Genomic DNA, 25252 nt, shown 5'->3' with positions numbered 1-25252 from the left:
CCAGGGGGCTGCCGCACGACCGGCACCACGTCGGACGTGCGGCAGTCGGCCGCCCGCCATCACGGGCGCTCCTGCTCGTCGTCGGCCGGCACCGTGCACCTGGTGCCGGTCGGCCAGCGTCACAGAAGGGCAACCCCCATGTCCCCGCATCACCAGCTGGACCAGCTTCCCGAGCCCGACCCGCAGGAAGTGGCCGAGTGGCTGGCCTCCGTGGACGGCGCGGTGAGCGCCGTCGGCCCGCAGCGCACCGGACGCCTGCTGCGGCGGATCGTGGACCACGCACGCCAGGCGGGCGTGCCGCTTCCGCCGGCGTCGTCCACGCCGTACGTCAACACGATCCCCACCGAAGCCGAACCTGCTTACCCGGGCGACGAGTTGATGGAGTCCCGGATCACGGCGTGGAACCGGTGGAACGCCGCGGTCATGGTCACGCGCGGCAACGAACGCGGCGGCCTGGGCGGACACATGGCCACCTACGCCTCCGCCGCCTGGCTCTACGAGGTCGGCTTCCAGCACTTCTTCAAGGGCAAGGACGCCGACGGCAGCGGCGACCAGCTCTACGTCCAGGGCCACGCGTCGCCCGGCGTCTACGCCCGGGCCTTCCTCGAAGGGCGCCTGACCGAGGCCGAGTTGGACCGCTTCCGGATGGAGGCGGGCGGCGGCGGGCTGCCCTCGTACCCGCACCCGCGCCGACTGCCCTGGCTCTGGGAGTTCCCGACCGTCTCGATGGGGCTCGGCCCGCTCTCCTCCATCTACCAGGCCCGCTTCAACCGCTATCTGCACCACCGCGGCATCAAGGACACCGCCGACAGCCGTGTCTGGGCGTTCCTGGGTGACGGCGAGATGGACGAGCCCGAGTCAACGGCCGCCCTGAACCTGGCCGCCCGCGAGGAGCTCGACAACCTCACGTTCGTCGTCAACTGCAACCTGCAGCGCCTGGACGGCCCGGTGCGCGGCAACTTCAAGATCATGCAGGAGCTGGAGGCGCAGTTCCGCGCCGCGGGCTGGAACGTCGTCAAGGTGCCCTGGGGCATGGAGTGGGACGGCCTGCTCGCGAGCGACACCGACGGAGCCCTGCTCGACTCCCTCGACACGCTGCCCGACGGACAGTTGCAGACCTTCGCCGCCCGGGACGGCGCCTACATCCGCGAGCGTCTCTTCACCGGGCCGCTCGCCGGCCTCGCCCGCCCGTACTCGGACGAGGACCTCGCCCGGATCGTCGGTACTTCGCGCGGCGGCCACGAGCCCCGCAAGATCCACGCCGCATACCGCGCGGCGGTCGACCACAAGGGCGCGCCGACCGTCGTCCTGATCCAGACCGTCAAGGGCTGGACCCTCGGCCCCGGGTTCGAGTCGCGCAACGCCAACCACCAGATGAAGAAGCTCTCCGGCAAGGAATTCCGCGCCATGCGCGACCTGTTGGAGCTGCCCATCCCGGACTCGAAGCTCGGCGAGGACCTCGTCCCCTACGTCCATCCCGGCGCCGACTCCGACGAGGTCGCCTACCTGCACGAACGCCGCCGCGCCCTGGGCGGCCCGGCCCCCGCGCGCCGCGTCGTGCCCCGACCGCTGCCGACCCCGCCCGACAAAGCGTTCACGGCGCTGGCCAAGGGCTCGGGCAGCCAGGAGATCGCCACCACGATGGCCTTCGTCCGGCTGGTCAAGGACCTCATGCGCGACAAGGAGACCGGACCACGCTGGGTCCCCGTGGTCCCCGACGAGGCCCGCACCTTCGGCATGGAATCCCTGTTCCCCTCGGCCGGTATCTACTCCCCCAAGGGCCAGACCTACGAGCCGGTGGACCGCGACCAGCTCCTCTACTACAAGGAGTCGACGAGCGGCCAGATCCTCAACGAGGGCATCACGGAAGCCGGTTCGCTGGCCTCCTTCACCGCGGCCGCGACCTCGTACGCGACGCACGGCGAGCCGGTGATCCCTTTCTACATCTTCTACTCGATGTTCGGCTGGCAGCGGACGGCCGACCAATTCTGGGCGCTGGCCGACCAGTTGGGCCGCGGTTTCGTCGTCGGCGCCACCGCGGGACGCACCACCATGACCGGCGAGGGCCTGCAGCACGCCGACGGCCACTCGCACCTGATCGCCTCCACCAACCCGGCCTGCCTGCCGTACGATCCGGCCTTCGCCTACGAGGTCGGCGTGATCGTCCGGGACGGTCTGCGCCGGATGTACGGCGAGGACGCCGAGGACGTCTTCTACTACCTCACCGTCTACAACGAGTCCAAGGTGCAGCCGCCGATGCCCGCGGCCGAGGCCATCGAGGAGGGCATCCTGCGCGGCCTGTACCGCTACCGGGCCGCTTCCGACGTCGACCCGGACGCGCCGCGCGCCCAACTCCTCGCCTCCGGCACTGCCATTCACTGGATCCTCAAGGCCCAGGAGTTGCTCGCCGAGGAGTGGGGGGTGTCGGCCGACGTCTGGTCCGCCCCCTCCTGGACCCTGCTGCGACGCGACGCCATGGAGTCCGAGACCGAGGGCCGCACCCCGTACGTCACCCAGGCCCTCGTGGATGCCGCAGGCCCGGTCGTCGCCGTCTCCGACTGGATGCGCGCGGTGCCCGACCAGATCGCCCCCTGGGTGACCCAGCAGTGGTCCTCCATCGGCACCGACGGCTTCGGCCTCTCCGACAACCGGGCCAACGCGCGCCGCCACTTCGGTGTCGACGCCGAGTCCGTCGTCGTCCATGTACTGCGCACGCTCGCCGCCCGCGGCGACATCAAGTCCGAACTGGTCCAACGCGCCACCGAGCGCTACGGCCTGACCGAGAAGGAGTGACCCCCGTGTCCGATTCCGTCATCCTGCCCGCGCTGGGCGAGTCCGTCACGGAGGGCACGATCACCCGCTGGCTCAAGGAGGTCGGTGAGGAGGTCGGCGAGGACGAGCCGCTGCTCGAGGTCTCCACCGACAAGGTCGACACCGAGATCCCGTCGCCGGTCGCCGGTGTTCTCCTCGAGATCACCGTGGGCGAGGACGAGACCGCCGAGGTCGGCGCCAAGCTCGCCGTCATCGGCGCGCCCGGCGCCGCGCCGGTCACCCCGGCCGACGAGGGCGCGTACGTGACCCCGCTGGTGCGCAAGCTCGCCTCCGAGCACGGCGTCGACCTGTCCACGGTCAAGGGCACCGGCGTCGGTGGCCGCATCCGCAAGCAGGACGTCACCGCCGCCGCCGAGGCCGCCAAGGCCCAGGCCCCCGCCGCTGCCGCCCCGGCCGCCGCCGCGCCGAAGGCCCCGGCCCTGGAGGCCTCGCCGCTGCGCGGCCAGACGGTCAAGCTGCCGCGCATCCGCAAGGCCATCGCGGACAACATGCACAAGGCACTCCAGGAGCAGGCCCAGCTGTCCTCGGTCATCGAGGTCGACATCACCAAGCTGATGAAGCTGCGCAACAAGGCCAAGACCGGCTTCGCCGCCCGCGAAGGCGTCAAGCTCTCCCCGATGCCGTTCTTCGTCAAGGCCGCCGTCCAGGCCCTGAAGGCCCACCCGGTCATCAACGCCCGCCTGAACTACGACGAGGGCACCATCACCTACTTCGACTCCGAGAACGTCGGCATCGCCGTCGACTCGGAGAAGGGCCTGATGACCCCGGTCATCAAGGGCGCCGGTGACCTCAACATCGCGGGCATCGCCAAGAAGACCGCCGAGCTGGCCGACAAGGTCCGCACGAACAAGATCGCCCCGGACGACCTGTCCGGCGCGACCTTCACGATCTCCAACACGGGATCGCGCGGCGCCCTCTTCGACACCGTCATCGTCCCGCCGAACCAGGTCGCCATCCTGGGCATCGGCGCCACGGTCAAGCGCCCGGTCGTCATCTCCGACCCCGAGCTCGGCGACACCATCGCCATCCGTGACATGACGTACGTGACGCTCTCCTACGACCACCGTCTGGTGGACGGCGCGGACGCCGCCCGCTACCTGACCACGGTCAAGCAGATCCTCGGGGCCGGCGAATTCACCGCCGAACTCGGCCTGTAAAGGCTGGACAGGGTCGGCCGCGCGAGCACTCCTTTGGGCACGCCGTTGTGGCCTGGGCGGACTGCGAGAACACGGAGGGCCGGCTGCGACTGGACGACGCCCAGGAGTTCACCGGCTCGGCGGCCGCGGAGGTCGCCCGGCGGCTGCTGGCCGGTGAGGGGCGGCCGGGTGCCTGCACTCCAGCCGGCCTCTTCGTCACACCCTGGCCGAGCGGCGCGGCGGAGAGTTCCTGCTGCCACACAAGAGACGCCGCGCAGTAGTTCGCGGTTCACTCAGCAACCCATCCGTGCAGAAAGGCAGGCCTGACGAGGTCAAGCAACTGACTCACTCACGTCCACGGCAACGGTGCCTTGGAATTCCCCTGAGTCCGCCGTGGGACCTGAGCGCCTCGAAGTCAGGAAAACAGGCCATCCCCGGTACCTTCCGAACTCCCAAACCTGAGCGGACAGTTCGTGCTCCACCGTGGCGGCGGCTTCGTACCTCATGCCGATGCCCGACTGGTCGTCCACGGCAGGCGGCTCTGGGGCGACCGAGGCCGGGTCGTCAGGTTGCTGCTCGGCGAGGGGGCGACAGCTCGCGCCAATGCCAAGCGCGCGCAGCCGGCCCGTCGGGCCTGCGTCAGGTTCATGGACAAGCACACGGCGTACTGGAGGCGGGGCAGCCGCCGGCGCCGAGCACCTGACCGCCTTGCTGCGTACTTGTCGTAGCGGATCGAGGCGTCGGGCAGGCCCTGGCCGAGGATGTCGTGGGTCCGCTCGGCTCACTTCGGCCTGTGGCGGAGCCCTCCGCGCCAGTTGGTCGCGCACTCCGGCACGTCAGGTGCCGTAGCGCGTGGAAACTCCATCCGCAACCGCTTTGGGTCGCTGAAGACCCTACTGACCGAGATCCAGGGCGCGCTGGGAGCCGCTGTCGTCGACTACACCAGCGGCATGGCCCTCGGCACCCTGGGCGGCGGCAAGGAGCTCGACCTGAGCGTCGCCGCGGCCGGGAACACCGACGTGATCCGCGCCAAGATGCGCACGATGGAGACGCTGGGCCTCACGGACAAGATCGAGGACATCCTGATCACTCTGGGCACCCAGTACCACCTCATCCGCCCGGTGGCAGAGAAGTCCGGGAACGGGCCGGTGTCCGTACGGGATCTGCTCATCGACATAGACATAGAGCCCTCGAACCTCTCGCAACAACTCGCCGTGCTGCGCCGTTCCGGCATCGTCGTCTCCACCCGCGAGGGCACCACGGTCGCCTACGCGCTGGCCGGAGGCGACGTCGCCGAACTCCTGCGCGCGGCCCGCCGCATCCTGACCGAGCTCCTCGCCGGCCAGATCGTCCTGCTGGCCGAACTCCAGGACTCTGAGCAGCCCGAACGCCCGACCGCGCAAGCACCTCCCTGAGCGAGTGGCAACGGTCCGGTACGCGGTATCAAAGAACACGTACCGGACCACTGAGCGTCGCGGGGGAGCAGGGCGCACTGTTCTCGGCAACAGTGCGTTGGTATCTGCTCGAACGGCCCAGCGGCGGCCCCGTACTCAATCCGGCAGGTCTCGCCGTAGAGACGACCCTGAGCCGAGCCCGTGCCATCACCGAGCTGCGCGAGCCCGGTCAGGCTCAGCCTGGCCCTGCCCGACCCGGACCAACAACGGCTGGACCGCCTCGCCGATGTACGCAAGGACAAGGCCGTCTGGGAGCACCAGCGCAAGTAGCTGCAGAGTTTCGGACAGAGCCCTTTGGCGCGGCCGGACTTCAGGCCTACCGTCGGCGACATCATCACCTCAAGCAAGGAACGACAGCCGCACCCGCCGCCGCGGATTGTCCTTGTTGGTGTCCACCAAACACACCGACTGCCACGTCCCCAGCTCCAACCCACCGCCCACCACCGGCAACGTCGCATGCGGTGGCACGAAGGCCGGGAGGACGTGGTCGCGGCCGTGGCCCGGGGAGCCGTGGCTGTGCTGCCAGCGGTCGTCCGCGGGGAGGAGGGTGTGGAGGGCGGCGAGGAGGTCGTCGTCGCTGCCGGCGCCCGTCTCGATGATGGCGATGCCGGCCGTGGCGTGCGGGACGAAGAGGTTGAGGAGGCCGTCGCGGCCGTGGGCGACCTCGCGCAGGAAGGACTCGCAGTCGCGCGTCAGGTCGACGACGCGCTCGGTGGAGCCGGTGGTGAGGTCCAGGACTCGGGTCGTGAAGACGTCTGACATGGGGACATTGTCCCCCAGGAGGGCGGTCGGGCGCCCGGTGGGGACGGCCGATGTCCGGGACGCCCGGTCCATGGGCTGAGACACCGTTGACCATGCGTCGACAAGTGGATACGTTCTGCCGCATGTTGCGTTCAGCCATGCTCACCACGCGCGGTCACATCGACCTGCTGCGGGTGGCCTCTGCCGCGTGTCGGCCCGGCTGCTGACGCCTTCTCCTCTCGCTTTCTTTTTTTCGTCGCCGCTTCGGTGTTCGTCCGTGACGGTGCGCCGCTGACGCGCGCCCGCTGACACCGAGGCGCGCCCTCGCCTGCCATGGAGTGCCATGAGCATCAGTCATGCTCCGCCCGTTTCGCCTGCCGAAAAACAGGGCGCGTCCGCCGACCCCGACTCGCCCGAGTCCCCGGCGTCGGCGCCCGAACTCGTCCCCCTCGTCCCCTCCTCCACCCGCCGCACCCGTGTCCCCCGTTGGCTGCGCCGCACCAGTGGACCGCTGCTGCTCCTCGTACTGTGGCAAGTCCTCACATCTGTAGGGGTGTTGACGCCCGAGGTACTGGCGTCGCCCGGCACCATCGCGCGTGTCGGCGCGGATCTCGTGTCCGACGGGTCGCTGCCCGCGGCCATGGGCGTCTCGCTGCAACGCGTTGCCGTCGGACTGCTGTGCGGTGTCGTCGTCGGAACCGGGCTCGCGCTGCTGTCCGGTCTCTTCCGGGTCGGCGAGGACCTCGTCGACGCAAGCGTGCAGATGCTGCGAACCGTGCCGTTCGTCGGGCTGATCCCGCTGTTCATCATCTGGTTCGGGATCGGTGAGGCGCCGAAGGTCGCCATCATCACCCTTGGTGTGTCCTTTCCGCTGTACCTGAACGTGTACGCCGGAATTCGTGGTGTCGACTCCCAACTCATCGAGGCCGGTGAGTCGTTGGGGCTCAGCCGGTGGGGGCTCGTACGTCATGTGGTGCTGCCGGGTGCGCTGCCCGGGGCCATGACCGGGCTGCGGTACTCGCTCGGCATCGCGTGGCTGGCGCTCGTCTTCGCCGAGCAGATCAACGCCGATGCCGGCATCGGGTTCCTGATGGTGCAGGCCCGGGATTTCCTGCGCACCGACGTCATCGTCGTCTGCCTGATCGTCTACGCGTTCCTCGGCCTGCTCGCCGACTTCGTCGTCCGTTCCCTCGAAAGGCTGCTGCTGCAATGGCGACCGACGTTCACCGGCCGGTGACCACCACCCCTGAGACCACTGTCGGTGCCGGTTCCGCCGTGCGCGTCGAAGGGCTCAGCCGATCCTTTGACGGCCGTGCCGTCATCAATGACCTTCAACTCGATGTCCAGCCAGGGGAGTTCGTCGCCCTGCTAGGGCGCAGCGGATGCGGCAAGTCCACGCTGCTGCGCATCCTCGCCGGGCTCGACCGCGACATCGAGGGCACCGTACTCGTGCCGCGACGCAAGGCCGTCGCCTTCCAGGCGCCGCGGCTCATGCCATGGAAGCGGGTGTGGCGCAACATATTGCTCGGCCTGCCCGGCAAACCCGAACGGGACGTTGCTGAGCGGGCGTTGGACGAGGTGGGCCTCGGGCACCGAACGGACGCCTGGCCCAAGACGCTCTCCGGCGGCGAGGCCCAGCGCGCCTCACTCGCCCGTGCCCTCGTGCGCGAGCCCGATCTGCTGCTGCTCGACGAGCCGTTCGGCGCGCTCGACGCGCTGACCCGGATCAAGGCCCAGCGCCTGGTCGGCGAGTTGTGGCAACGACGCGGCTGCGCGGTGCTGTTGGTGACACACGACGTCGAGGAAGCGGTACTGCTCGCCGACCGTGTGCTCGTCATGGACGACGGTGTCATCGCCCACGAGACCCGTATCGATCTGGACCGGCCGCGCGATCTCACCGATCCGCAATTCGCCGAACTGCGCGCCGAGTTGCTGAACCGGCTGGGCGTGGACGGGTCGGAGGAATCCCCCCACTGACTCCACCCGACCCTCTCGTACCGCCTCAACCTCCCTATTTCTGAACGGACTTGTCATGCGACGCCCTCTCATAGCCGGCGCCCTCCTCACACCCCTCGCCCTCCTGCTCGCCGGCTGCTCCGGTGCTTCCACCGCCAGCACAGCCACCGGCAGCGGTGGAAGTGGCGGCGGCGTCGACGGAAAGGGGTCGCTCACCCTCAACGTCGGTGACCAGAAGGGTGGTTCGGAGGCGGTACTGCGGGCTGCCGGTGAACTCGACGACCTGGACTACAAGATCCACTGGTCCACTTTCACCTCGGGGCCGCCGCTCCTCGAAGCCATCAACGCCAAGGCCGTGGACATCGGCGGCGTCGGCAACACGCCGCCGGTCTTCGCGGCCGGTGCCGACTCGAAGATCAAGGTGGTGTCCGCAAGCCACGGGACCGCCAAGGGTGACACCATCCTGGTCCCGAAGGACTCGAAGCTGAAGAGCCCGGCGGAACTCAAGGGCAGGTCGATCGCGGTGGCCCAGGGATCCTCGGCCCACTACCAGCTCGTCGCCTCGCTCAAGAAGGTCGGGCTCACGCTGAAGGACGTGAAGGTCAAGTACCTGCAACCGGCCGACGCACTCGCCGCGTTCACCGCCGGCAAGGTCAACGCGTGGGCCGTCTGGGACCCGTACACCTCGCAGGCACTGCGCGCGAAGCTCGGTCGCGTGCTCACCGACGGCGACGGAGTCACCAACGGGCTCGCCTTCCAGGTCGCCTCCCCCATCGCGCTCGACGACAAGAAGAAGTCCGCAGCCATCAAGGACTATCTCGATCGGCTGCGGCGCGCTCAGAACTGGGTCTACAAGCATCCGCAGGCCTGGGCGAAGGTGTGGGCCAAGGACACCGGACTGCCGTACGGGGCGGCGTACGACGCCGTGAAGCGTACGAACGGCACACGTGTCACGGTCGCCGTCGACAAGGGCGCCATCGCATCCGAGCAGCAAATCGCCGACACCTTCACCCGGTTGAAGCTGATCCCGCGCAAGGTCGACTTCTCGAAGTACGTCGACACTCGCTTCAACGGCGAGCTGCCGCCCTCGACCACCGCGCCGCGCACATATGGCAAGGGGTCCTGAACCCGTGAACGTAACCCTGCACTGGTTCCTGCCGACGGGCGGCGACGGACGCACGCGGGCTCGTGGAGCCTCTGGCACGCCGGTCCGGTGCGCCGCTGCCGGTCGCGGGCGGACGCTGAGCCGCGCGGCGCGGACGGAGTGGGAAGATCTCGCACCCCGGCGGAGTTAGTAGAAGCGTGAACGATATCGGGGTACGAGACGACACCTCCGCCGCACAGGCGCGCCCGGTAGACGTCGTGGTCATCGGCGGCGGACAGGCCGGCCTGTCCGCCGCCTACCACCTGCGCCGCGTGGGCTTCGAGCCCGAGCGGGACTTCGTCGTCCTCGACCACGCGCCCCGCCCGGGCGGCGCCTGGCAGTTCCGGTGGCCCTCACTCACGTACGGCAAGGTGCACGGCATGCACGCCCTGCCCGGCATGGAGCTGACCGGCGCCGACCCCGCGCGCCCGTCGTCCGAGGTCGTATCCGGGTACTTCTCCTCGTACGAGGAAGCCTTCGACCTGCGCGTACGGCGCCCGGTCGATGTGCGGGCGGTACGCGAGGGGGAGAACGGGCGGCTGCTCGTCGAGACCTCGGACGGGGTGTGGTCCACGCGGGCCCTGATCAATGCGACGGGGACCTGGGACCGGCCGTTCTGGCCGCGCTACCCGGGGCAGGAGACCTTCCGCGGGCGGCAATTGCACACCGCGCAGTATCAGGGGCCCGAGGAGTTCGCGGGTCAGCGCGTCGTGGTGGTGGGCGGTGGGGCCTCCGGGACGCAGCACCTGATGGAGATCGCTCCGTACGCCGCCTCGACGACCTGGGTGACCCGCCGGCCGCCCGTCTTCCGTGAAGGACCCTTCGACGAGGAGCAGGGGCGGGCCGCCGTGGCGATGGTCGAGGATCGGGTACGCCAGGGGCTCGCGCCGCTGAGCGTGGTGTCGGTGACCGGGCTTCCGGTGAACGACGCGATCCGCGCGGCGCGTGCGAACGGCGTCCTCGACCGGCACCCCATGTTCGACCGGATCACGCCGACCGGCGTGGCCTGGGACGACGGTCACGAGGTGGCCGCCGACGTGATCCTCTGGGCCACCGGTTTCCGGGCGTCCATCGAACATCTGTCGCCGCTGAAGCTGCGGGAAGCGGGTGGCGGGATCCGTGTGGAGGGCACGCGCGCGGCCCTCGATCCCCGCATCCACCTGGTCGGCTACGGCCCGTCGGCGAGCACCATCGGCGCGAACCGTGCGGGGCGCGCCGCGATCCGCGACATCCAGCGACTCCTGGGACGCAGGACACCGGTCACGGTGTGAGGCGGCACATTCGGGCGCCCTGAACCGAACAGGTGGGCCACCCTTCTGCCCGGCGCCCCGGAACCCAGGAACCCAGGAGCCCAGTGGTCCCGGAAAACCCCGGATCCCCGGAGCCCCGGCGCCCAGGAGTCCAGGAGCCCCGGAGGGCATCGTCAGCCGTCCTTCTTCGCCTTCGCCTGGTTCTTGTTGAACTCCGTCACGTTCTTCTCCTGCTCGGCCAGGTCCGCGGTGAAGCGTGTGTCCCCCCGCTTGACCGTCACGAAGTACAGCCAGTCACCCGCCGCCGGACTGGACGCCGCCCGCATCGCCTGCTCCCCCGGATTGCCGATCGGGGTGGGCGGCAGCCCCTTGCGCGCGTAGGTGTTGTACGGGTTGTTGATCTTGGTGTCGTCGTGGGTGGTGTCCAACGTGGAGCGGCCGAGCCCGTAGTTGATGGTGGAGTCCATCTGCAACGGCATGTCGTGATCGAGCCGGTTGTATATGACGCGGGCGACCCTGCCCATGTCCTCCTTGTTGTCCGCCTCGGCCTGCACGATGCTCGCGATGATGACGCGCTGGTACGGGTTGACGGCGTTGCGCTCGGCGCCCGCGGTGGTGCCGCTGCCGCCGAACCTCTTGTTGGCCGTGTCGACCATGTACGCAAGGACCGACCGCGGAGTCGACTTGTCGCTCAGGGGATACGTCGCCGGGAAGAGGTACCCCTCGGCATTGCCACCCGCGTCGCCCGGAAGCTTGAGGTGCGCCTTGGGTGCGGCCTTCTTCGTGGTGCCGGACGGGACGTCGAGCGCCTTGTCGACGGCGTCGTACACCTGGCCCGAACGCCAGCCCTCCGGAATGGTCAGAACCCGGTCCGCCTCGCCCTCACCCCGCAGGGCCAGCGGTACCGCGACGGCGGTGGCCGCCACGACGACCCCGGTCGCCGTCAGGGCGACGCGCCCTCGGCGCGTGATTCGCGTCGTGTTCCGTCGCGGAGTCTCCGTCTGCATGCCGGAACGGTATCCCGTGCCTCAGAACATCCCTGACATATCTCTGCGCTCCTCGACTCCCTCACGGACTCTCTCCCCGCTGTTCGCGCCGATGTCATGGCGGCCCGGGCACGACCCCCGTCACGCCGCCGCTTCCACGCGCGCGTCCTGCCTCACCAGCGCCGCGTAGCGGCCCTCCCGGCCGAGCAGTTCCTCGTGCGTACCGCGCTCGGCTATCCGCCCGGAGTCCAGGACCACGATCTGCTCGGCGCCGCGGACCGTGGAGAGGCGGTGCGCGATCGTGAGCGTCGTGCGGTTGGCCGAGAGCCCGTCGATGGCTTCCTGTACGGCGTGCTCGGTGCGGGTGTCGAGCGCGCTGGTCGCCTCGTCGAGGATGAGCACAGGCGGGTCCCGCAGGATGGTGCGGGCGATGGCCAGGCGCTGCTTCTCACCTCCGGAGAAGCGGTGACCTCGCTCGCCGACCACGGTGTCGTAGCCGTCCGGCAGCGCGGCTATGTGCTCGTGGATCTGGGCCGCTCGGGCCGCCGCGTGCAGTTCCTCGTCGGTGGCGTCGGGCTTGGCGAACCTCAGGTTCTCGGCCACCGACGCGTGGAACAGATACGTCTCCTGGGAGACCACGCCGATCGCGCGCGCGAGGGTGTCGAAGTCCAGGTCGCGTACGTCCACGCCGTCGAGCGTGACGCGGCCGCCCGTGACGTCGTAGAGCCGCGGCACCAGATAGCTGAGCGTGGACTTGCCCGACCCGGTGGGACCGACGACGGCGAGGCTGCCACCCGCGGGAACGGTGAGGTCGATGCCGTCCAGGATCGCCCCCTGCCGGTCGTCGGCGGCATCTTCGGTGGCATAGCGGAACTCGACGTTCTCGAAACGGACCTCGCCCTTGACGGTGTCGAGGCGGATCGCGTCCGCACGCTCGGTGATGTCGACCGGCAGGTCCAGATACTCGAAGATGCGCTGGAACAGGGCGAGCGAGGTCTGGATCTGGACGCCGGTCTGCAACAGGCTCACGGTCGGCCGGAACAGTCCCTGCTGCAGCGAGACGAACGCGACGAGTGTGCCGATGGAGACGGTGGGGCCGCCGAAGTGCAGGGCGATACCGGCCGCCCAGTAGATGACCGCGGGCATGGCGGCCATGACGATGCTGATGACGGCCATCCGCCAGCGCCCCGCCATGTTCGACCTGACCTCCAGGCCGACCAGTTCGTCCGACTCGTCGGCGAAGGACTTGGTGAGTGAGTCCGCGCGGCCCATGGTGCGGCCGAGCAGGATGCCACTGACGGAGAGGGACTCGGTGACCGTCGCGGCCATCGCGGCCATCTGCTTCTGTCGCTGCGTGGCGATCTTCTTGCGCTCGCGGCCGACCCGGCGGCTGATCCACACGAAGACCGGCAGCAGGAGCAGCGAGACGATCGTCAGGCGCCAGTCGAGGGCGATCATCGCGACGACCGTGGCGACGACGCTCGTCAGGTTCGAGACGAGGGAGGTCGCGGTGGAGGTCACGGTCGCCTGCATGCCGCCGATGTCGTTGGCGATGCGGGACTGGACCTCGCCGGTGCGGGTCTTGGTGAAGAAGGCGAGGGACATGCTCTGCAGCCGGCCGTAGACCGCCGTGCGCAGATCGTGCATGACGCGCTGGCCGACCGTCGTCGAGATCAGCGTCTGAAGGACGCCGAAGACGCTCGTCACGACGGCGCTGACGATCATGCCGAGGGCGAGCAGGCTGAGCAGCCCGGTGCGGCCCTGCGGGATGGCGACGTCGAGGATCTCCTTGAGCAGGAACGGCGTCGCGACCGTGACCAGGGACGCGGCTGCGACCAGCAGCCCGACGAGGGCGAGCCGGCCGCGGTAGGGACGGAAGAGGGACAGGATGCGGCGGATCTGGCGCGGCTGACCCGGTGCGTTGGCATCGGGGGGCGGCGTCCAGCGGATTTCGTCGCGGGGCATGGGCCTCCTAGAGACTTCAGAGATCGAACTTTGAGGAGCTTAGTGCATTGTTACCCCTATTCACAATGCACAGGGTCCTGATAACGTTCCCGGCATGAAGACACCGGACGCCGACGGTTTCCTCGCCGAGCAACTGCTGCGGCTCACGCGCCGCCTGCAGCGGATACAGCGCCGCCAGCTGGAGCCGGTCGGGATCACCCCCGCGCAGTCCCGGCTGCTGCGCACGCTGGTGCACTACGAGACGCCGCCGCGCATGGCCGATCTGGCGCAGCGCCTCGAGGTGGTGCCGCGCGCCGTGACGACGACGGTGGACGGCCTGGAGGCGGCCGACCTGGTGCGCCGTGCGCCGGACCCCACGAACCGCCGGGTCATCCGCATCGAGCTCACCGACAAGGGGCGGGCTGCCCTGCGGGAGCTGCGCAGCGCGCGCCGCGCCGCGGCAGAGGAGATCCTGGCACCGTTGGACAAAGAGCAGCGCGCGCAGCTGACGGTCTTGCTGAACGCACTGTTCGAGTCCCCGCGCACACCGGAGTGCTGACCGGAGTACCGACCGCGCGGGAGTACTGACAGCGCAGAAGTACTGACCGCGATCAAGGAGAGGCCATGCCGCTGCTGGAGCCGAAGCCGGAAGCCCTGCGACCCGGAGCCCGCCCGTCGGGCCCGGCGCCCGACCGGGTCCCGGACCGGCAGGCCGGCGGCACGCCGGAACCGCTGCGCTCGGAGCTGACGCGGCTGCTCGGTGCGGACAAGGTGCTCACGAAGATCTCGGACCTGGTGCGCTACGCGTCGGACGCCAGCCCGTACCGCTTCGTGCCGCAGGTCGTGGTGGTCGCCGAGGACATCGACGACGTGTCGGCGGTGCTCTCCTACGCGCACGGCAAGGGCCGCGAGGTCGTCTTCCGCGCGGCGGGCACGTCGCTGAACGGCCAGGCTCAGGGTGAGGACATCCTGGTCGACGTCCGCAAGTTCTGGGCGGGCATCGAGGTGCTCGGCGACGGTTCGCGCGCGCGGATCGGACCCGGCACCACGATCGTGCGGGCGAACGCCACGCTCGCGCGGCACGGGCGCGTCCTCGGCCCCGATCCCGCGAGCGCGATCGCCTGCACGGTGGGCGGCGTGGTGGCGAACAACGCGTCGGGGATGACGGCCGGCACGACCCGGAACTCGTACCGGACGGTCTCCTCCCTCACCTTCGTGCTGCCGTCCGGCACCGTCGTCGACACGGGCGACCCGCGCGCGGACGAAGATCTGGCGCATGCCGAACCGGCGCTCTGCGAGGCCCTGTTGGCGATCAAGCGGGAGATCGAGGAAGACGCGGAACTCACCCGCAGGATCCGCGCCAAGTACGAGATCAAGAACACGAACGGGTACCGTCTCGACGCCTTCCTCGACGGCGGGACGCCGGTACAGATCATGCGGGGCCTGATGGTGGGCTCGGAAGGCACCTTCGGGTTCATCTCCGAAGTCGTCTTCGACACCCTGCCGTTGGACCGGAAGGTGTCGACGGCGCTGCTGTTCTTCCCCTCCCTTACCGCGGCCGCGGCGGCGGTACCGGTGTTCAACGAGGCGGGCGCCCTGGCCGTGGAGTTGATGGACGGCAATACGCTGCGCGCCTCGGTCAGCGTGCAGGGCGTGCCGCAGGACTGGGCCGAGCTGCCCAAGGAGACGACGGCACTACTCGTGGAGTTCCGTGCCCTGGGCGAGACGACGCAGGCCGCCTACGAGACGGCGGCGGCGAAGGCCCTCGAAGGTCTCGAACTCGTCGCGCCCGTCGCCTCGGTGACCAATGAGTTCACACGGGACGCGAAGACCATCGCGGGCTACTGGAAGGCGCGCAAGGCGTTCGTGACGGCGGTCGGCGGCTCGCGCCCTTCGGGTACGACGCTCATCACGGAGGACTTCGCGGTGCCGCCCTCGCGGCTCGCGGAGGCGTGCGAGGAGCTGCTCGAACTGCAGACACGGCACGGCTTCGACGCCGCGGTGGCCGGGCACGCGGCCCACGGCAATCTGCACTTCCTGCTGGCGTTCGACGCGGCGAGGCCCGAGGACGTGGAGCGGTACGCGGCGTTCATGGACGAGTTCTGCCGCCTCACGGTTGACCGGTTCGACGGCTCCCTGAAGGCGGAGCACGCGACGGGCCGCAATATCGCACCGTTCCTGGAGCTCGAATGGGGCGCCAGAGCCACGGAGTTGATGTGGCGCACGAAGCAGGCCATCGACCCGGACGGGGTGCTCGCGCCGCGCATCGTGCTGGACCGCGACCCGAAGGCTCATCTGCGGGGCCTCAAGACGATCCCCAAAGTGGAGCTGATCGCCGACCCGTGCATCGAGTGCGGCTTCTGCGAACCCACCTGCCCCAGCGAGGACTTGACGACCACGCCGCGCCAGCGGATCGTGCTGCGCCGCGAGATGATGCGCCAGCCGTCCGGTTCGCCGGTGGAAGACGAGCTGATCGACGCCTACGGGTACGACGCCGTGGACACCTGCGCCGGTGACTCCACGTGCAAGCTGGCCTGCCCCGTCGGCATCGACACGGGGGCGTTCATGAAGAGCTTCCGGCACGCCCGCCACTCGCCGCGCGAGGAGCGCACGGCCGCGCTCGTCGCGAAGAACTTCAAGGCGGTGGAGGCCTCGGCCCGGCTCGCGGTGGCGGCGGCCGACAAGATCGGTGACCGCCTCCTCACGACCGTGACGGACGCCGCGCGCAAGGCGATCCGGCCCGACCTGGTGCCCGAATGGCTGCCGGAGGTACCTGCCGCGGCGGCCCGGAAACTACCGCGTACCGCGCGCGTGGGGGCCACGGCCGTCTACTACCCGGCGTGCGTGAACCGCATTTTCGGCACCCCCGGAGACGTATCGCTGCCTCAGGCCGTTGTCGCGGTCTCCGCGCGCGCGGGCAAGCAGGTGTGGATCCCGAACGATGTGGCCGGGACGTGCTGCGCCACGATCTGGCACTCCAAGGGCTACGACGAGGGCAACAACGTGATGGCGAACCGGATCGTCAAGGCGGCCTGGGCCTGGACCGCGGGCGGCCGGCTGCCCCTCGTGGTGGACGCCTCCTCGTGCACGCTGGGCATCGCGGACGAGGTGGTGCCGTATCTCACCGACGACAACCGCGAGTTGCACGCGGAGCTGACCATCGTGGACTCCCTGGTCTGGGCGGCGGAGGAGCTGCTGCCGCACCTCACCATCGAGCGCACGATCGGCTCCGCCGTGCTGCACCCGACGTGCTCCATGGAACACCTGGGCGACGTGGCCCAGTTGAGAGCCGTCGCCGAGGCCTGCGCCGACGAGGTGGTGCTGCCGGACGACGCGGGCTGCTGCGGCTTCGCCGGCGACCGCGGCATGCTCCACAAGGAGTTGACCGAGTCCGCCACGGCGAAGGAGGCCGCGGAGGTCATGTCCCGCAGGTACGACGCCCATCTGTCGGCGAACCGGATGTGCGAGGTCGGCATGGACCATGCGACGGGCCGCTCGTACTACTCCGTACTGGTGGAGCTGGAGCGCGCGACCCGGCCCTGATCTCCGATCGGTTTCCGAAGGCGGGTACCCCAAGGCGGGTAAAGGAAAGTCCAACTCCCCACCCCCTTCCGTCCCTTGCGCCCCGCCCTCACCCCCTCCAAGGTGGCTTGCGTTTGCCCGGCACCGCACCCACCAGCCTTGGAGGTCCGATGCACGACGACGACAAGCAGCCCCTGGACGCCACCCCTCCCGACGGTCACTCGCGCCGCGACGTCCTGCGCACCGCGGGTGTCGCGGGGGCCGGCCTCGGCCTCTCCGCGTTCGGCTCCGGCGCGGCCCACGCCACCGAACCCTCCTCCGTACCCTCGCAGGCGAACGCTCCCGCACAGCAGGGCCGGACGATGATCGGCGTACCGTTCCAGCGGCGGTCCACGGTCCGGGTCGGCATCGTCGGCCTCGGCAACCGCGGCGGCAGCATGATCGACCTCTTCCTGGCGATCCCGGGCGTCCAGGTCGTCGCCCTGTGCGACCCGGTCAAGGAGAAGACCGCCAAGGCGGCGGCGAAGGTGACGGCGGCGGGCCAGCCCGCGCCCGCCTCCTATGTCAAGGGCGATCACGACTTCGAGAACCTGTGCAAGCGCGGGGACATCGACTTCGTGTACGTGGCGACGCCGTGGGACTGGCACTTCGAGATGGCGAAGACGGCGATGCAGAACGGCAAGCACGTCGGCGTCGAGTGCCCCATCTCGCTCCAGCTGGACCAACTGTGGGAGCTGGTGGACCTGTCCGAGCGCACCCGAAGACACTGCATGCAGCTGGAGAACTGCTGTTACGGGCGCAACGAGATGCGCGTCCTGCGGATGGCCCACGCGGGCAAGTTCGGTGAGCTGCTGCACGGCGCCGGCGCGTACAACCACGACCTGCGCGGCCTGATGTTCGACCCGGACTACTACGAGGGCCCGTGGCGCCGGCTGTGGCACACGCGGCTGCGCGGCGACCTGTACCCGAACCACGGCTTCGGTCCCGTCGCGAACTACATGAACATCAACCGCGGCGACCGCGTCACCCACATCTCCAGCTTCGGCACCCCTGCCCTCGGCCTCGCCGAGTACCGCGAGGAGCACATGCCCAAGGGCGACCCGAGCTGGAAGGAGACGTACATCGAGTCGGACCGTACGATCAGCCTGGTCCAGACGGCGAAGGGCCGGGTGATCCGCCTGGAGCACGACGTCAGCACCCCGCACCCGTACTCGCGGATCAACCAACTCGGCGGGACGAAGGGCGTGTTCGAGGACTATCCGGCGCGGATCTACATCGAGCCCGACCACACGGACGACGCCTGGGGCGACTTCGCGAAGTACGCCGACTGGGACCACTGGCTGTGGAAGGAGCACTCGGACCCGCCGGGCGGGCACGGCGGCATGGACTACATCATGGTGTTCCGCCTGATGCAGACGATGCGCCTCGGACTCGTCCCGGACTTCGACGTGTACGACGCCGCTACCTGGACCTCACCGGTCCCGCTGAGCCACCTCTCCATCAAGGCGAAGGGCGCGCCGCAGCAGATCCCCGACTTCACGCGCGGCGGATGGCGCAAGGAACGCGGTGGTGTCGACTCGGAGAAGCCGAGCGAGGCCTGAGCGCGCGGTGGGGGCGCCGGCCCTGCGGGCCGCGTCCCCACCGACCTGCGCGGCTCATGCCTTGAGCTCGGCCTTGTCGCCCATCACGACCACCGGGTGCTGCTTCGGGTCGAGCGTCTTGAGCAGGTACTCCATGTCGCCCTTCGACTGGCTCACGCACGCCGAGGTGCCGCTGCCGTGGTCCATGTGCAGCCAGATGCTGCCGCCCTTGGACTGGCCCTGCGGCCGGGTCGGGTCGTTGGGCGGGGTGCCCTTGGCGCGGTTGTAGTCGATGGCGATGACGTAGTCGAAGTCGTGCCAGTGCGACTTCGCCCAGTAGTGCGGGGCCTGGATCGAGGCCGACTGCGTGTACGGCAGCTTGGCGCCCGGGTCGGCGAGGACGCCGCCGGCGTCGCTGAGCGTGAAGACACCGACGGGGCTGCGCTTGTCGCCTTCCTGGTGGCTCGTCGTCCAGCCCTTCTTGCCGTTGTGCCCGGACCAGCCGCGCTGCTTCTTCCAGGTGTCGCCGGACTTGGTGTAGAGGGCGATGGTGGAGCCCGCCGCGTCCTTGCCGTCGCCGTACACGGCGACGACCTGCCGGGCGTTCGCCGGGATCTGCTTCTGGTAGCGGTCGCCCACCCCCGGGATGCGCTTGAGGTCCGCGGCACGCGCCTCGGCACCCCTGGACGCTCCGCCCGACGCCTCCGCGCCGCCCGTGGCTTTCTTCCCGCTGCCGCCGTCGTCGGCGCCGCAGGCGGCCACCGTCGTCAGCAGGACACCGCACGCCGCCATCGCGACGCCCGCCCTGATCGCACCCGCACTCCGCATGCGTTCCATGGTCGCACCACAGGTCGCGAACCGCGGGACCGACTCCGATCACGACGCTCGATCCGTCCCGATTCTTTGCCCCGCACCGGAAAACCGTTTGCCTCGTCTCGCTGAAAGACGCGAACCTTTCACGGTTTGCTGCCTTTGAGTCCGCTTCTTCGATCCACCTCGCTTCGAGCCCTGGGACGTCATGCAGATCTCCGACCTTCCGTATCAAGACCCGGGTGTGCCGGACGCACGCTCGGGCCCACGGTTCCTGCTCTGGCTCGGCCGGAATCAGCTCGGTGGGCAGGCCAAGTCCCTTGCCTGGGGCCTGATCCACTTCGTCTCCGTCGCCGGCCTCGCCTACGGCGTCGGCTACGCGGTGCAGGCGGTCGTCGACCGCTCCGGCACCGGTCTCGCCAAGGCCGGCGCGCTGATCGTGCTGCTCGGCATCGGCGTCGCCGTCGGCGACACGATGCTGCACCGCACGTCCGTCACGAACTGGATCACCGCCGCCGCCCGCGTCCAGCAGCTCCTCGCCCGCAGGACCGCGACGCTCGGCGCCGCCCTCACCCGGCGGGTCGCCGCGGGCGAGGTCGTCGCTGTGTCCACCGGCGACGTGGAGAAGATCGGCTGGTTCGTCGAGGCGCTCTCCCGCTTCACCGCCGCCGCGCTCACCATCGTCATCGCCGCCGTGGGGCTCCTGATCTACCAGCCCGCGCTCGGTGTCGTCGTCGCGCTCGGCATGCCGGTCCTGGCGCTCGCCGTGCTGCCCCTGCTCCCCCGCGCCACCCGGCGCGCGGACCACCAGCGGGAGAAGGCGGGCCATGCCACCGAGCTCGCCTCGGACACCGTCGCGGGCCTGCGCGTGCTGCGCGGCATCGGCGGCGAGGAGCTGTTCCTCGACCGCTACCGCCGTGCCTCGCAGGACGTGCGGCGGGCCGCCGTGCGCAGCGCGCGCATGTGGGCGCTGATCTCCGCGATCCAGGTCCTCCTTCCGGGCCTGCTGACGATCGTGCTGGTCTGGCACGGCGTCGCCCTCGCGCGCGAGGGCCGGATCACCGTCGGTGAACTGGTCACCGTCTACAGCGGGGTGATGCTCCTCAATTACCCGCTGCGGCACTTCGAAGAGATCGCCATGGCGTACTCGTTCTCCCGGCCGTCCGCGCAGCGCGCCTCCAGGGTGCTGTCGCTGGAGCGCGTCACGGAACCGGACGGCGGGCTGCGCGAGGCGAAGGCGCCCGCCGGTGACCTGTACGACCCGGCGACCGGTGTTCTGGCGCCCGCAGGGCGGCTCACCGCGGTGGTCTGCGGGGATCCGGACCTGGCGGGGCGCCTCGCCGACCGGCTCGGCGGACACCCCGCGTCCGCCACCGACGACGACGCGGGCGAGACCGCACCGTCCGTCCTGCTCGACGGCGTGCCGCTCGACGAACTGCCGCTGGATGTCGCCCGGACGGCCGTGCTCGTCCAGGACAAGGACCCGGTGCTGCTTTCGGGCACCCTCGCCGAACTTCTCGACGTACCGGCCTCCGGAGGTGTCGCACCCGACGAGGCGCTGGCCGCGGCCCAGTGCTCCGACGTGCTCGACGCCCTCACCCAGGGGGCCCTGGACGAGGACCCGATGGCCGCCCGCATCACCGAACGCGGCCGGTCCCTCTCCGGCGGCCAGCGCCAGCGCATCGCACTGGCCCGCTCGCTGGTCACCGACCCGGAGACGCTGGTGCTCGACGAGCCGACGTCCGCCGTCGACTCGCACACCGAGGCCCGGATCGCCCAGGGTGTGCGCGCGCTGCGGAGCGGTCGCACGACCGTGGTGCTGACCTCGTCGCCGCTGGTCCTCGACCGCGCCGACCGCGTGGTGTTCGTCCACGAGGGCGCGGTCGCCGCGGTCGGCGAACACCGCGAACTGGTGCGCACCGAGCCCCGGTACCGCGCGGTCGTCACCCGCGAGACCGACGAGGAGAAGTCCTCCCCCGGCACCGAGCCGCGGCCCGGCAAAGGCGCCAAGCACACCGACACCGAGGCCGGCACCGGGGGCGGGATCAGCACCGGAACCGGCATCAGTACCGACATCGAGATCGACATCGAGGAGACGGCATGATCGGCGTAGCGCCCCCGGCCTACGACCCGGCGGCCCCCACCACGGCGAACACCCTGCCCGTCGGCGCCCCGGCCACGGTCCGCGCCTACGTGCGCGAGCTGTACCAGCGCCACCGGCGCGAGTTCCTCCTGCTCATCGGCGTGAACACGGTCGCCGTCATCGCGTCGATGGCCGGCCCGTACCTGCTCGGCGGACTGATCCAGGACGTCTCCGAGAACCCGGACGGCGTCGACTCCCTCGAAGGGCCCCAACTGGCCCGCACCATCGGCCTGTTCGCGCTCGCCCTGGTGGCCCAGGCCGTGTTCATCCGTCAGGTGCGGCTGCGCGGGGCGATGCTCGGCGAGCGGATGCTGGCGGATCTGCGGGAGGACTTCCTGGTGCGGTCCGTGGGCCTGCCTCCCGGCGTCTTGGAACGGGCGGGCACGGGCGATCTGCTGTCCCGGATCACCACGGACATCGACCGGCTCGGGAACGCGATGCGGGAGGCCGTGCCCCAGCTGTCCATCGGTGTGGTGTGGGCGGCGCTGCTCATCGGCGGTCTCGCGGTGACCGCGCCGCCGCTGGCGCCCGCGCTGCTCATCGCGGTGCCGGTCCTGGTGCTCGGCTGCCGCTGGTACTTCAAGCGCGCGCCGTCCGCGTACCGCTCGGAGGCCGCCGGGTACGCGGCCGTCGCCGCCGCGCTCGCCGAGACCGTGGACGCCGGGCGCACCATCGAGGCGCACCGGCTCGGTGACCGCCGCATCGAGCTGTCCGAGCGGCGGGTCAAGGAGTGGACCGCATGGGAGCGCTACACCCTGTATCTGCGCTCCGTGCTCTTTCCCGTGATCAACACCGTGCACGTCCTGGTGCTGCTGTCGGTGCTCGTGGTCGGCGGGGTCTTCGCCCTTCAGGGCTGGATCGGCGTGGGGCAGCTGACCACGAGTGCGCTCATCGCGCAGATGCTGGTGGATCCGATCAGCCTGATCCTGCGCTGGTACGACGAGCTTCAGGTCGCCCAGGTGTCGCTGGCCCGGCTCGTCGGCGTGCGGGACATCGAGCCGGAAGCGGGCGACGCCTCCGTGCGGCCCGACGGCCGCGCTGTCCAGGCCGACGCGGTGCACTTCGGCTACCGCGAGGGCGTCGACGTGCTGCGCAAGGTGTCGCTGGAGGTCGCGCCCGGCACACGACTCGCCCTGGTCGGCCCCTCGGGCGCGGGCAAGTCGACGCTCGGACGGCTGCTCGCCGGGATCTACGCGCCGCGTACCGGGCAGGTCACGTTGGGCGGCGCGGAACTCTCCCGGATGCAGGCCGAACGTGTGCGCTCCCATGTGGCCCTGGTCAACCAGGAGCACCACGTCTTCGTGGGCTCCCTGCGCGACAACCTGCGACTGGCCCGCACCGGCGCGGCGGACGCGGAGCTGTGGGCCGCCCTCGGCGCGGTCGACGCCGAGGCGTGGGCCGGTGGCCTCGCCGACGGCCTCGACACGGAGGTCGGCTCGGGCGGGGTCGCCCTCACCCCGGCGCAGGCCCAGCAGATCGCGCTGGCCCGGCTGGTCCTTGCCGACCCGCACACGCTGGTCCTCGACGAGGCGACCTCGCTGCTCGACCCGCGCGCGGCCCGCAATCTGGAGCGCTCGCTCGGCCGGGTGCTCGACGGCCGCACGGTCGTGGCCATCGCGCACCGGCTGCACACCGCGCACGACGCGGACGTCATCGCCGTGGTCGAGGACGGCCGGATCCGCGAACTCGGCAGTCACGACGACCTGGTCGCGGCCGACGGCGCGTACGCGGCGCTGTGGCGGTCCTGGCACGGCTGACGTGTGGGCGGCTGGCATGTGGACGGTGACGGTCGGGAGCCCTCTCTTCGGGATGGCTCCCGACCGGATCTTCGGGACGGCTTCCGACCGGCGTCGCCTCAGTAGCCGTTGCCACCACTGTCGTTGTCCTCCCCGCTGCCCGCGGGCGCGGCCTTCTTGATCGCGTTGCCGTGGGAGTCGAGGACGTACCAGATCTGGTCGATGCCCTGCCCCTTCGTGTCCCCCGCCTTGTGATCGTCGGCGTAGTAGTAGAGCGGGTGTCCGGCGTAGGTCGCCTGCGCTGTGCCGCTCCCCTTCGTGGTGGCGATGAGGTTCGCGCTGACCCCGCCGCCCGCCTTCGGCTTGCCCTCCATGTGCGGCCATTCCTTGACGCACTTCGCATCGCACTTCATGGAGTTGCTGTTCTTGCCGTCGCTGGTGAACAGGTAGAGCGTGCGTCCCTTGCCATCGACGAGGATCTTGCCCATCGGTGAGTCGCTCGTGCTCAGGGTGGAGGCGTCCTTGACCGCCGGCGTGCCGCCGCCCGAACCGTCGCCGCCTGAGCCGCCACCACCCCCGCAGCCCGCCAGTCCGAAGGCCGCCACGAGTGCGAATCCGGCCATGCCGATCCTGATGTTCTTCATGATCACTCCGTCCCTTCTCGTGGAGGTTGTACGAGCGGGGGACGCCGAGGGATTGCGCCACTCGACGGAACGCGGACACTGCGTGCAATCCCTTCACCTCTCTCGTACGTATAAGGGAGCGTGGAACTGTTCTCGCGGGCCGATCGCGCCGACGACGCCTCGCTCGTCGCCGGTTTCGCCCTGGGCGACGAGCAGGCGGCCGTCGCCTTCGTCCGCCGCTTCCAGGACGCGGTGTACGGCCTCGCGCTGTCGGTCACCCGCGACTCCGCTCTGGCCGAGGACGTGAGCCAGGAGGTGTTCGTCCGGGCCTGGCGCGCCGCGGGCAGCTACGACGCCCGCCGCGCCTCGGCCCTCACCTGGCTGCTGACGATCACGCGCAACGCCGCGATCGATGCCGTACGCGCCCGCAGGCCCGTGCCGGTACTGGCCGAGACGCTGGAGCGGCTGCTCGATGTGACGCTGCGGAGCGAGGGGCAGAGCCAGAGCCCGGAGCGCCTCGCCCTGGTCTCGCTCGAGAGCGAGCGCGCGGTCCAACGGCTGCGCGGCCTGCCGGTCGAGCAGGCTCGCGCGGTCGCGCTCGCGGTGCTCGGCGGGTGCACGGCACAGGAAGTGGGCCGGCACGAGGACATCCCGCTCGGCACTGCCAAGACCCGGATCCGGACCGGCCTGCGGAAGCTGCGTGAGGCGTCGAAGGAGGAGAGCCGCGATGGCACGCCACCCCGATGAGGACGAGCTGACCGCCCTCGCCCTCGGCACACTCCCCGGTGGGCAGGACGAGCTGCTGCGCCACCTGTCCCTGTGCCCGAACTGCCGCTCCGCATACGACGACCTGTCCGCGGCCGTCGACAGTGTGCTGCCGGCGGCGCCCGCGCTCGCCGCCCCTGCGGGGTTCGACGCGCGGGTCCTGGAACGCCTCGACGTGCACCGGCCGGTGCGGCGCCGCGCGCTGCGGCCCGCCCTGCTCGTCGCGGCGGCCGTGCTCGCCGGCGTGTGTGCGGGAGGCGTCGGCGCCACGGTCCTCGGCCACCTCGGCCGGGCGGAGCAGCCCGCGGTCACCGCGAGCGACCACGGGGCGGCGCTCGTCAACGGCTCCGGGACGACGGTGGGCACGGTCGAACCCAGCCGCATCGGCGATCAGCGCGTCGTCGTCATGCAGATCGCCCAGGGCAGCCCCGGCGGCTACTACACGTGCCGGCTCCTGCTGAAGGACGGCTCCGTCCGCGACGCGGGCCACTGGTGGCTGCCGTCGTCCGGGCGGGCCACCTGGATCGCCCACGGAGCGGCGAGCTCGATCGACCGGGTCGACCTCGTCGACGACTCCGGACGGGTCTGGTCGTCCGCCGACCTGAAGGGCTGACGCCCAGCCGCCGGCGG

22 protein-coding genes are annotated in these 25252 nt (G+C 70.4%); 17 read left to right on the top strand and 5 right to left on the bottom strand.

Features of this window, described 5'->3' with window-relative positions; translation table 11 throughout:
- Positions 1 to 138: 138 nt before the first annotated feature.
- From aceE to ACIRHA_RS00880, 5 genes are all read left to right on the top strand, one after another.
- Positions 139 to 2793: a pyruvate dehydrogenase (acetyl-transferring), homodimeric type gene (aceE, locus tag ACIRHA_RS00900; protein ID WP_403838399.1), complete on the top strand. Its 2655-nt coding sequence runs from the start codon at positions 139 to 141 to the stop codon at positions 2791 to 2793.
- A gap of 5 nt (positions 2794 to 2798) precedes the next feature.
- Entirely contained in the window at positions 2799 to 3989 is a 1191-nt protein-coding gene (gene sucB / locus ACIRHA_RS00895; protein ID WP_403838397.1) for a 2-oxoglutarate dehydrogenase, E2 component, dihydrolipoamide succinyltransferase, read from the top strand.
- Positions 3990 to 4036: 47 nt separating this feature from the next.
- On the top strand, positions 4037 to 4249 hold the full coding sequence (locus ACIRHA_RS00890) for a hypothetical protein (protein ID WP_403838396.1): 213 nt from the start codon (positions 4037 to 4039) through the stop codon (positions 4247 to 4249).
- Between the two features lie 669 nt (positions 4250 to 4918).
- The gene (locus tag ACIRHA_RS00885; RefSeq protein WP_403838394.1) at positions 4919 to 5383 is read left to right on the top strand and encodes an ArsR/SmtB family transcription factor; all 465 of its coding nucleotides are present in this window, start codon (positions 4919 to 4921) and stop codon (positions 5381 to 5383) included.
- Positions 5384 to 5563: 180 nt separating this feature from the next.
- The gene (locus ACIRHA_RS00880) at positions 5564 to 5692 is read left to right on the top strand and encodes a hypothetical protein (protein ID WP_403838392.1); all 129 of its coding nucleotides are present in this window, start codon (positions 5564 to 5566) and stop codon (positions 5690 to 5692) included.
- Between the two features lie 69 nt (positions 5693 to 5761).
- On the opposite strand, the gene ACIRHA_RS00875 is transcribed toward ACIRHA_RS00880, so the two are convergent.
- Positions 5762 to 6184, bottom strand: a complete 423-nt coding sequence (locus ACIRHA_RS00875; RefSeq protein WP_403838390.1) for a YjbQ family protein — start codon at positions 6182 to 6184, stop codon at positions 5762 to 5764.
- 50 nt (positions 6185 to 6234) lie between these two features.
- Between ACIRHA_RS00875 and ACIRHA_RS00870 the strand changes: the two genes are divergently transcribed.
- The 5 genes from ACIRHA_RS00870 (at position 6235) to ACIRHA_RS00850 (ending at position 10534) form a co-directional block, all read left to right on the top strand.
- Positions 6235 to 6390: a putative leader peptide gene (locus tag ACIRHA_RS00870; RefSeq protein ID WP_403838388.1), complete on the top strand. Its 156-nt coding sequence runs from the start codon at positions 6235 to 6237 to the stop codon at positions 6388 to 6390.
- A 116-nt stretch (positions 6391 to 6506) separates the two neighbouring features.
- Positions 6507 to 7400, top strand: coding sequence for an ABC transporter permease (locus ACIRHA_RS00865; protein WP_403838386.1), 894 nt, complete (start codon positions 6507 to 6509; stop codon positions 7398 to 7400).
- Positions 7373 to 8140, top strand: a complete 768-nt coding sequence (locus tag ACIRHA_RS00860; RefSeq protein WP_403838384.1) for an ABC transporter ATP-binding protein — start codon at positions 7373 to 7375, stop codon at positions 8138 to 8140. Before ACIRHA_RS00865 ends, ACIRHA_RS00860 begins: the two co-directional genes overlap by 28 nt.
- A gap of 55 nt (positions 8141 to 8195) precedes the next feature.
- Positions 8196 to 9245, top strand: coding sequence for an ABC transporter substrate-binding protein (locus ACIRHA_RS00855; RefSeq protein ID WP_403838383.1), 1050 nt, complete (start codon positions 8196 to 8198; stop codon positions 9243 to 9245).
- 176 nt (positions 9246 to 9421) lie between these two features.
- Positions 9422 to 10534 carry an NAD(P)-binding domain-containing protein gene (locus ACIRHA_RS00850; protein WP_403838381.1) on the top strand — a complete coding sequence of 371 codons (1113 nt, stop codon included), beginning with the start codon at positions 9422 to 9424 and terminating at the stop codon, positions 10532 to 10534.
- A 152-nt stretch (positions 10535 to 10686) separates the two neighbouring features.
- Here ACIRHA_RS00850 and mltG read toward each other — a convergent pair whose 3' ends face one another.
- Both mltG and ACIRHA_RS00840 read right to left on the bottom strand, forming a co-directional pair.
- Positions 10687 to 11520, bottom strand: coding sequence for an endolytic transglycosylase MltG (gene mltG, locus ACIRHA_RS00845; RefSeq protein WP_403838379.1), 834 nt, complete (start codon positions 11518 to 11520; stop codon positions 10687 to 10689).
- Between the two features lie 120 nt (positions 11521 to 11640).
- The gene (locus ACIRHA_RS00840) at positions 11641 to 13464 is read right to left on the bottom strand and encodes an ABC transporter ATP-binding protein (RefSeq protein WP_403838377.1); all 1824 of its coding nucleotides are present in this window, start codon (positions 13462 to 13464) and stop codon (positions 11641 to 11643) included.
- A gap of 94 nt (positions 13465 to 13558) precedes the next feature.
- On the opposite strand from ACIRHA_RS00840, the gene ACIRHA_RS00835 reads away from it, so the two are divergent.
- The 3 genes from ACIRHA_RS00835 to ACIRHA_RS00825 all read left to right on the top strand — a co-directional run bounded on the left by ACIRHA_RS00835 (position 13559) and on the right by ACIRHA_RS00825 (position 18566).
- Positions 13559 to 14002 (top strand): MarR family winged helix-turn-helix transcriptional regulator, encoded by a 444-nt coding sequence (locus ACIRHA_RS00835; protein WP_403838375.1) that lies wholly within the window; start codon positions 13559 to 13561, stop codon positions 14000 to 14002.
- A 65-nt stretch (positions 14003 to 14067) separates the two neighbouring features.
- Positions 14068 to 16986 (top strand): FAD-binding and (Fe-S)-binding domain-containing protein, encoded by a 2919-nt coding sequence (locus ACIRHA_RS00830; protein ID WP_403838373.1) that lies wholly within the window; start codon positions 14068 to 14070, stop codon positions 16984 to 16986.
- Between the two features lie 149 nt (positions 16987 to 17135).
- Complete coding sequence (locus ACIRHA_RS00825; RefSeq protein ID WP_403838371.1) at positions 17136 to 18566, top strand: Gfo/Idh/MocA family oxidoreductase; 1431 nt, start codon at positions 17136 to 17138, stop codon at positions 18564 to 18566.
- A 54-nt stretch (positions 18567 to 18620) separates the two neighbouring features.
- Here the strand turns inward: ACIRHA_RS00825 and ACIRHA_RS00820 are convergent, their stop codons facing one another.
- Positions 18621 to 19373 (bottom strand): L,D-transpeptidase family protein, encoded by a 753-nt coding sequence (locus ACIRHA_RS00820; RefSeq protein WP_403838369.1) that lies wholly within the window; start codon positions 19371 to 19373, stop codon positions 18621 to 18623.
- A gap of 190 nt (positions 19374 to 19563) precedes the next feature.
- Between ACIRHA_RS00820 and ACIRHA_RS00815 the strand changes: the two genes are divergently transcribed.
- Together ACIRHA_RS00815 and ACIRHA_RS00810 are read left to right on the top strand one after the other, a co-directional pair.
- The gene (locus ACIRHA_RS00815) at positions 19564 to 21459 is read left to right on the top strand and encodes an ABC transporter transmembrane domain-containing protein (protein WP_403838367.1); all 1896 of its coding nucleotides are present in this window, start codon (positions 19564 to 19566) and stop codon (positions 21457 to 21459) included.
- Positions 21456 to 23255 carry an ABC transporter ATP-binding protein gene (locus ACIRHA_RS00810; RefSeq protein WP_403838365.1) on the top strand — a complete coding sequence of 600 codons (1800 nt, stop codon included), beginning with the start codon at positions 21456 to 21458 and terminating at the stop codon, positions 23253 to 23255. Before ACIRHA_RS00815 ends, ACIRHA_RS00810 begins: the two co-directional genes overlap by 4 nt.
- 98 nt (positions 23256 to 23353) lie before the next feature.
- On the opposite strand, the gene ACIRHA_RS00805 is transcribed toward ACIRHA_RS00810, so the two are convergent.
- Positions 23354 to 23878 (bottom strand): hypothetical protein, encoded by a 525-nt coding sequence (locus ACIRHA_RS00805; protein WP_403838363.1) that lies wholly within the window; start codon positions 23876 to 23878, stop codon positions 23354 to 23356.
- Between the two features lie 120 nt (positions 23879 to 23998).
- Between ACIRHA_RS00805 and ACIRHA_RS00800 the strand changes: the two genes are divergently transcribed.
- Together ACIRHA_RS00800 and ACIRHA_RS00795 are read left to right on the top strand one after the other, a co-directional pair.
- Positions 23999 to 24604, top strand: a complete 606-nt coding sequence (locus ACIRHA_RS00800) for an RNA polymerase sigma factor (RefSeq protein ID WP_403838361.1) — start codon at positions 23999 to 24001, stop codon at positions 24602 to 24604.
- Entirely contained in the window at positions 24585 to 25235 is a 651-nt protein-coding gene (locus tag ACIRHA_RS00795; protein ID WP_403838359.1) for an anti-sigma factor family protein, read from the top strand. The genes ACIRHA_RS00800 and ACIRHA_RS00795 overlap by 20 nt, the downstream gene beginning before the upstream one ends.
- Positions 25236 to 25252 lie beyond the last annotated feature (17 nt).

This window comes from Streptomyces sp. NPDC102360, from assembly GCF_044766085.1.
Taxonomy (GTDB): domain Bacteria; phylum Actinomycetota; class Actinomycetes; order Streptomycetales; family Streptomycetaceae; genus Streptomyces.
This window is presented reverse-complemented; position numbering and strand designations above follow the sequence as displayed.

What these genes read in the sequence shown, in the direction of transcription:
- aceE (WP_403838399.1), top strand. Translation starts at nt 139, where the DNA reads ATGTCCCCGCATCACCAGCTGGACCAGCTTCCCGAGCCCGACCCGCAG.
- ACIRHA_RS00885 (WP_403838394.1), top strand. Translation starts at nt 4,919, where the DNA reads ATGGCCCTCGGCACCCTGGGCGGCGGCAAGGAGCTCGACCTGAGCGTC.
- ACIRHA_RS00875 (WP_403838390.1), bottom strand. Translation starts at nt 6,184, where the DNA reads ATGTCAGACGTCTTCACGACCCGAGTCCTGGACCTCACCACCGGCTCC.
- ACIRHA_RS00870 (WP_403838388.1), top strand. Translation starts at nt 6,235, where the DNA reads ATGTCCGGGACGCCCGGTCCATGGGCTGAGACACCGTTGACCATGCGT.
- ACIRHA_RS00865 (WP_403838386.1), top strand. Translation starts at nt 6,507, where the DNA reads ATGAGCATCAGTCATGCTCCGCCCGTTTCGCCTGCCGAAAAACAGGGC.
- ACIRHA_RS00860 (WP_403838384.1), top strand. Translation starts at nt 7,373, where the DNA reads ATGGCGACCGACGTTCACCGGCCGGTGACCACCACCCCTGAGACCACT.
- ACIRHA_RS00855 (WP_403838383.1), top strand. Translation starts at nt 8,196, where the DNA reads ATGCGACGCCCTCTCATAGCCGGCGCCCTCCTCACACCCCTCGCCCTC.
- mltG (WP_403838379.1), bottom strand. Translation starts at nt 11,520, where the DNA reads ATGCAGACGGAGACTCCGCGACGGAACACGACGCGAATCACGCGCCGA.
- ACIRHA_RS00840 (WP_403838377.1), bottom strand. Translation starts at nt 13,464, where the DNA reads ATGCCCCGCGACGAAATCCGCTGGACGCCGCCCCCCGATGCCAACGCA.
- ACIRHA_RS00835 (WP_403838375.1), top strand. Translation starts at nt 13,559, where the DNA reads ATGAAGACACCGGACGCCGACGGTTTCCTCGCCGAGCAACTGCTGCGG.
- ACIRHA_RS00830 (WP_403838373.1), top strand. Translation starts at nt 14,068, where the DNA reads ATGCCGCTGCTGGAGCCGAAGCCGGAAGCCCTGCGACCCGGAGCCCGC.
- ACIRHA_RS00825 (WP_403838371.1), top strand. Translation starts at nt 17,136, where the DNA reads ATGCACGACGACGACAAGCAGCCCCTGGACGCCACCCCTCCCGACGGT.
- ACIRHA_RS00820 (WP_403838369.1), bottom strand. Translation starts at nt 19,373, where the DNA reads ATGCGGAGTGCGGGTGCGATCAGGGCGGGCGTCGCGATGGCGGCGTGC.
- ACIRHA_RS00815 (WP_403838367.1), top strand. Translation starts at nt 19,564, where the DNA reads ATGCAGATCTCCGACCTTCCGTATCAAGACCCGGGTGTGCCGGACGCA.
- ACIRHA_RS00810 (WP_403838365.1), top strand. Translation starts at nt 21,456, where the DNA reads ATGATCGGCGTAGCGCCCCCGGCCTACGACCCGGCGGCCCCCACCACG.
- ACIRHA_RS00805 (WP_403838363.1), bottom strand. Translation starts at nt 23,878, where the DNA reads ATGAAGAACATCAGGATCGGCATGGCCGGATTCGCACTCGTGGCGGCC.
- ACIRHA_RS00795 (WP_403838359.1), top strand. Translation starts at nt 24,585, where the DNA reads ATGGCACGCCACCCCGATGAGGACGAGCTGACCGCCCTCGCCCTCGGC.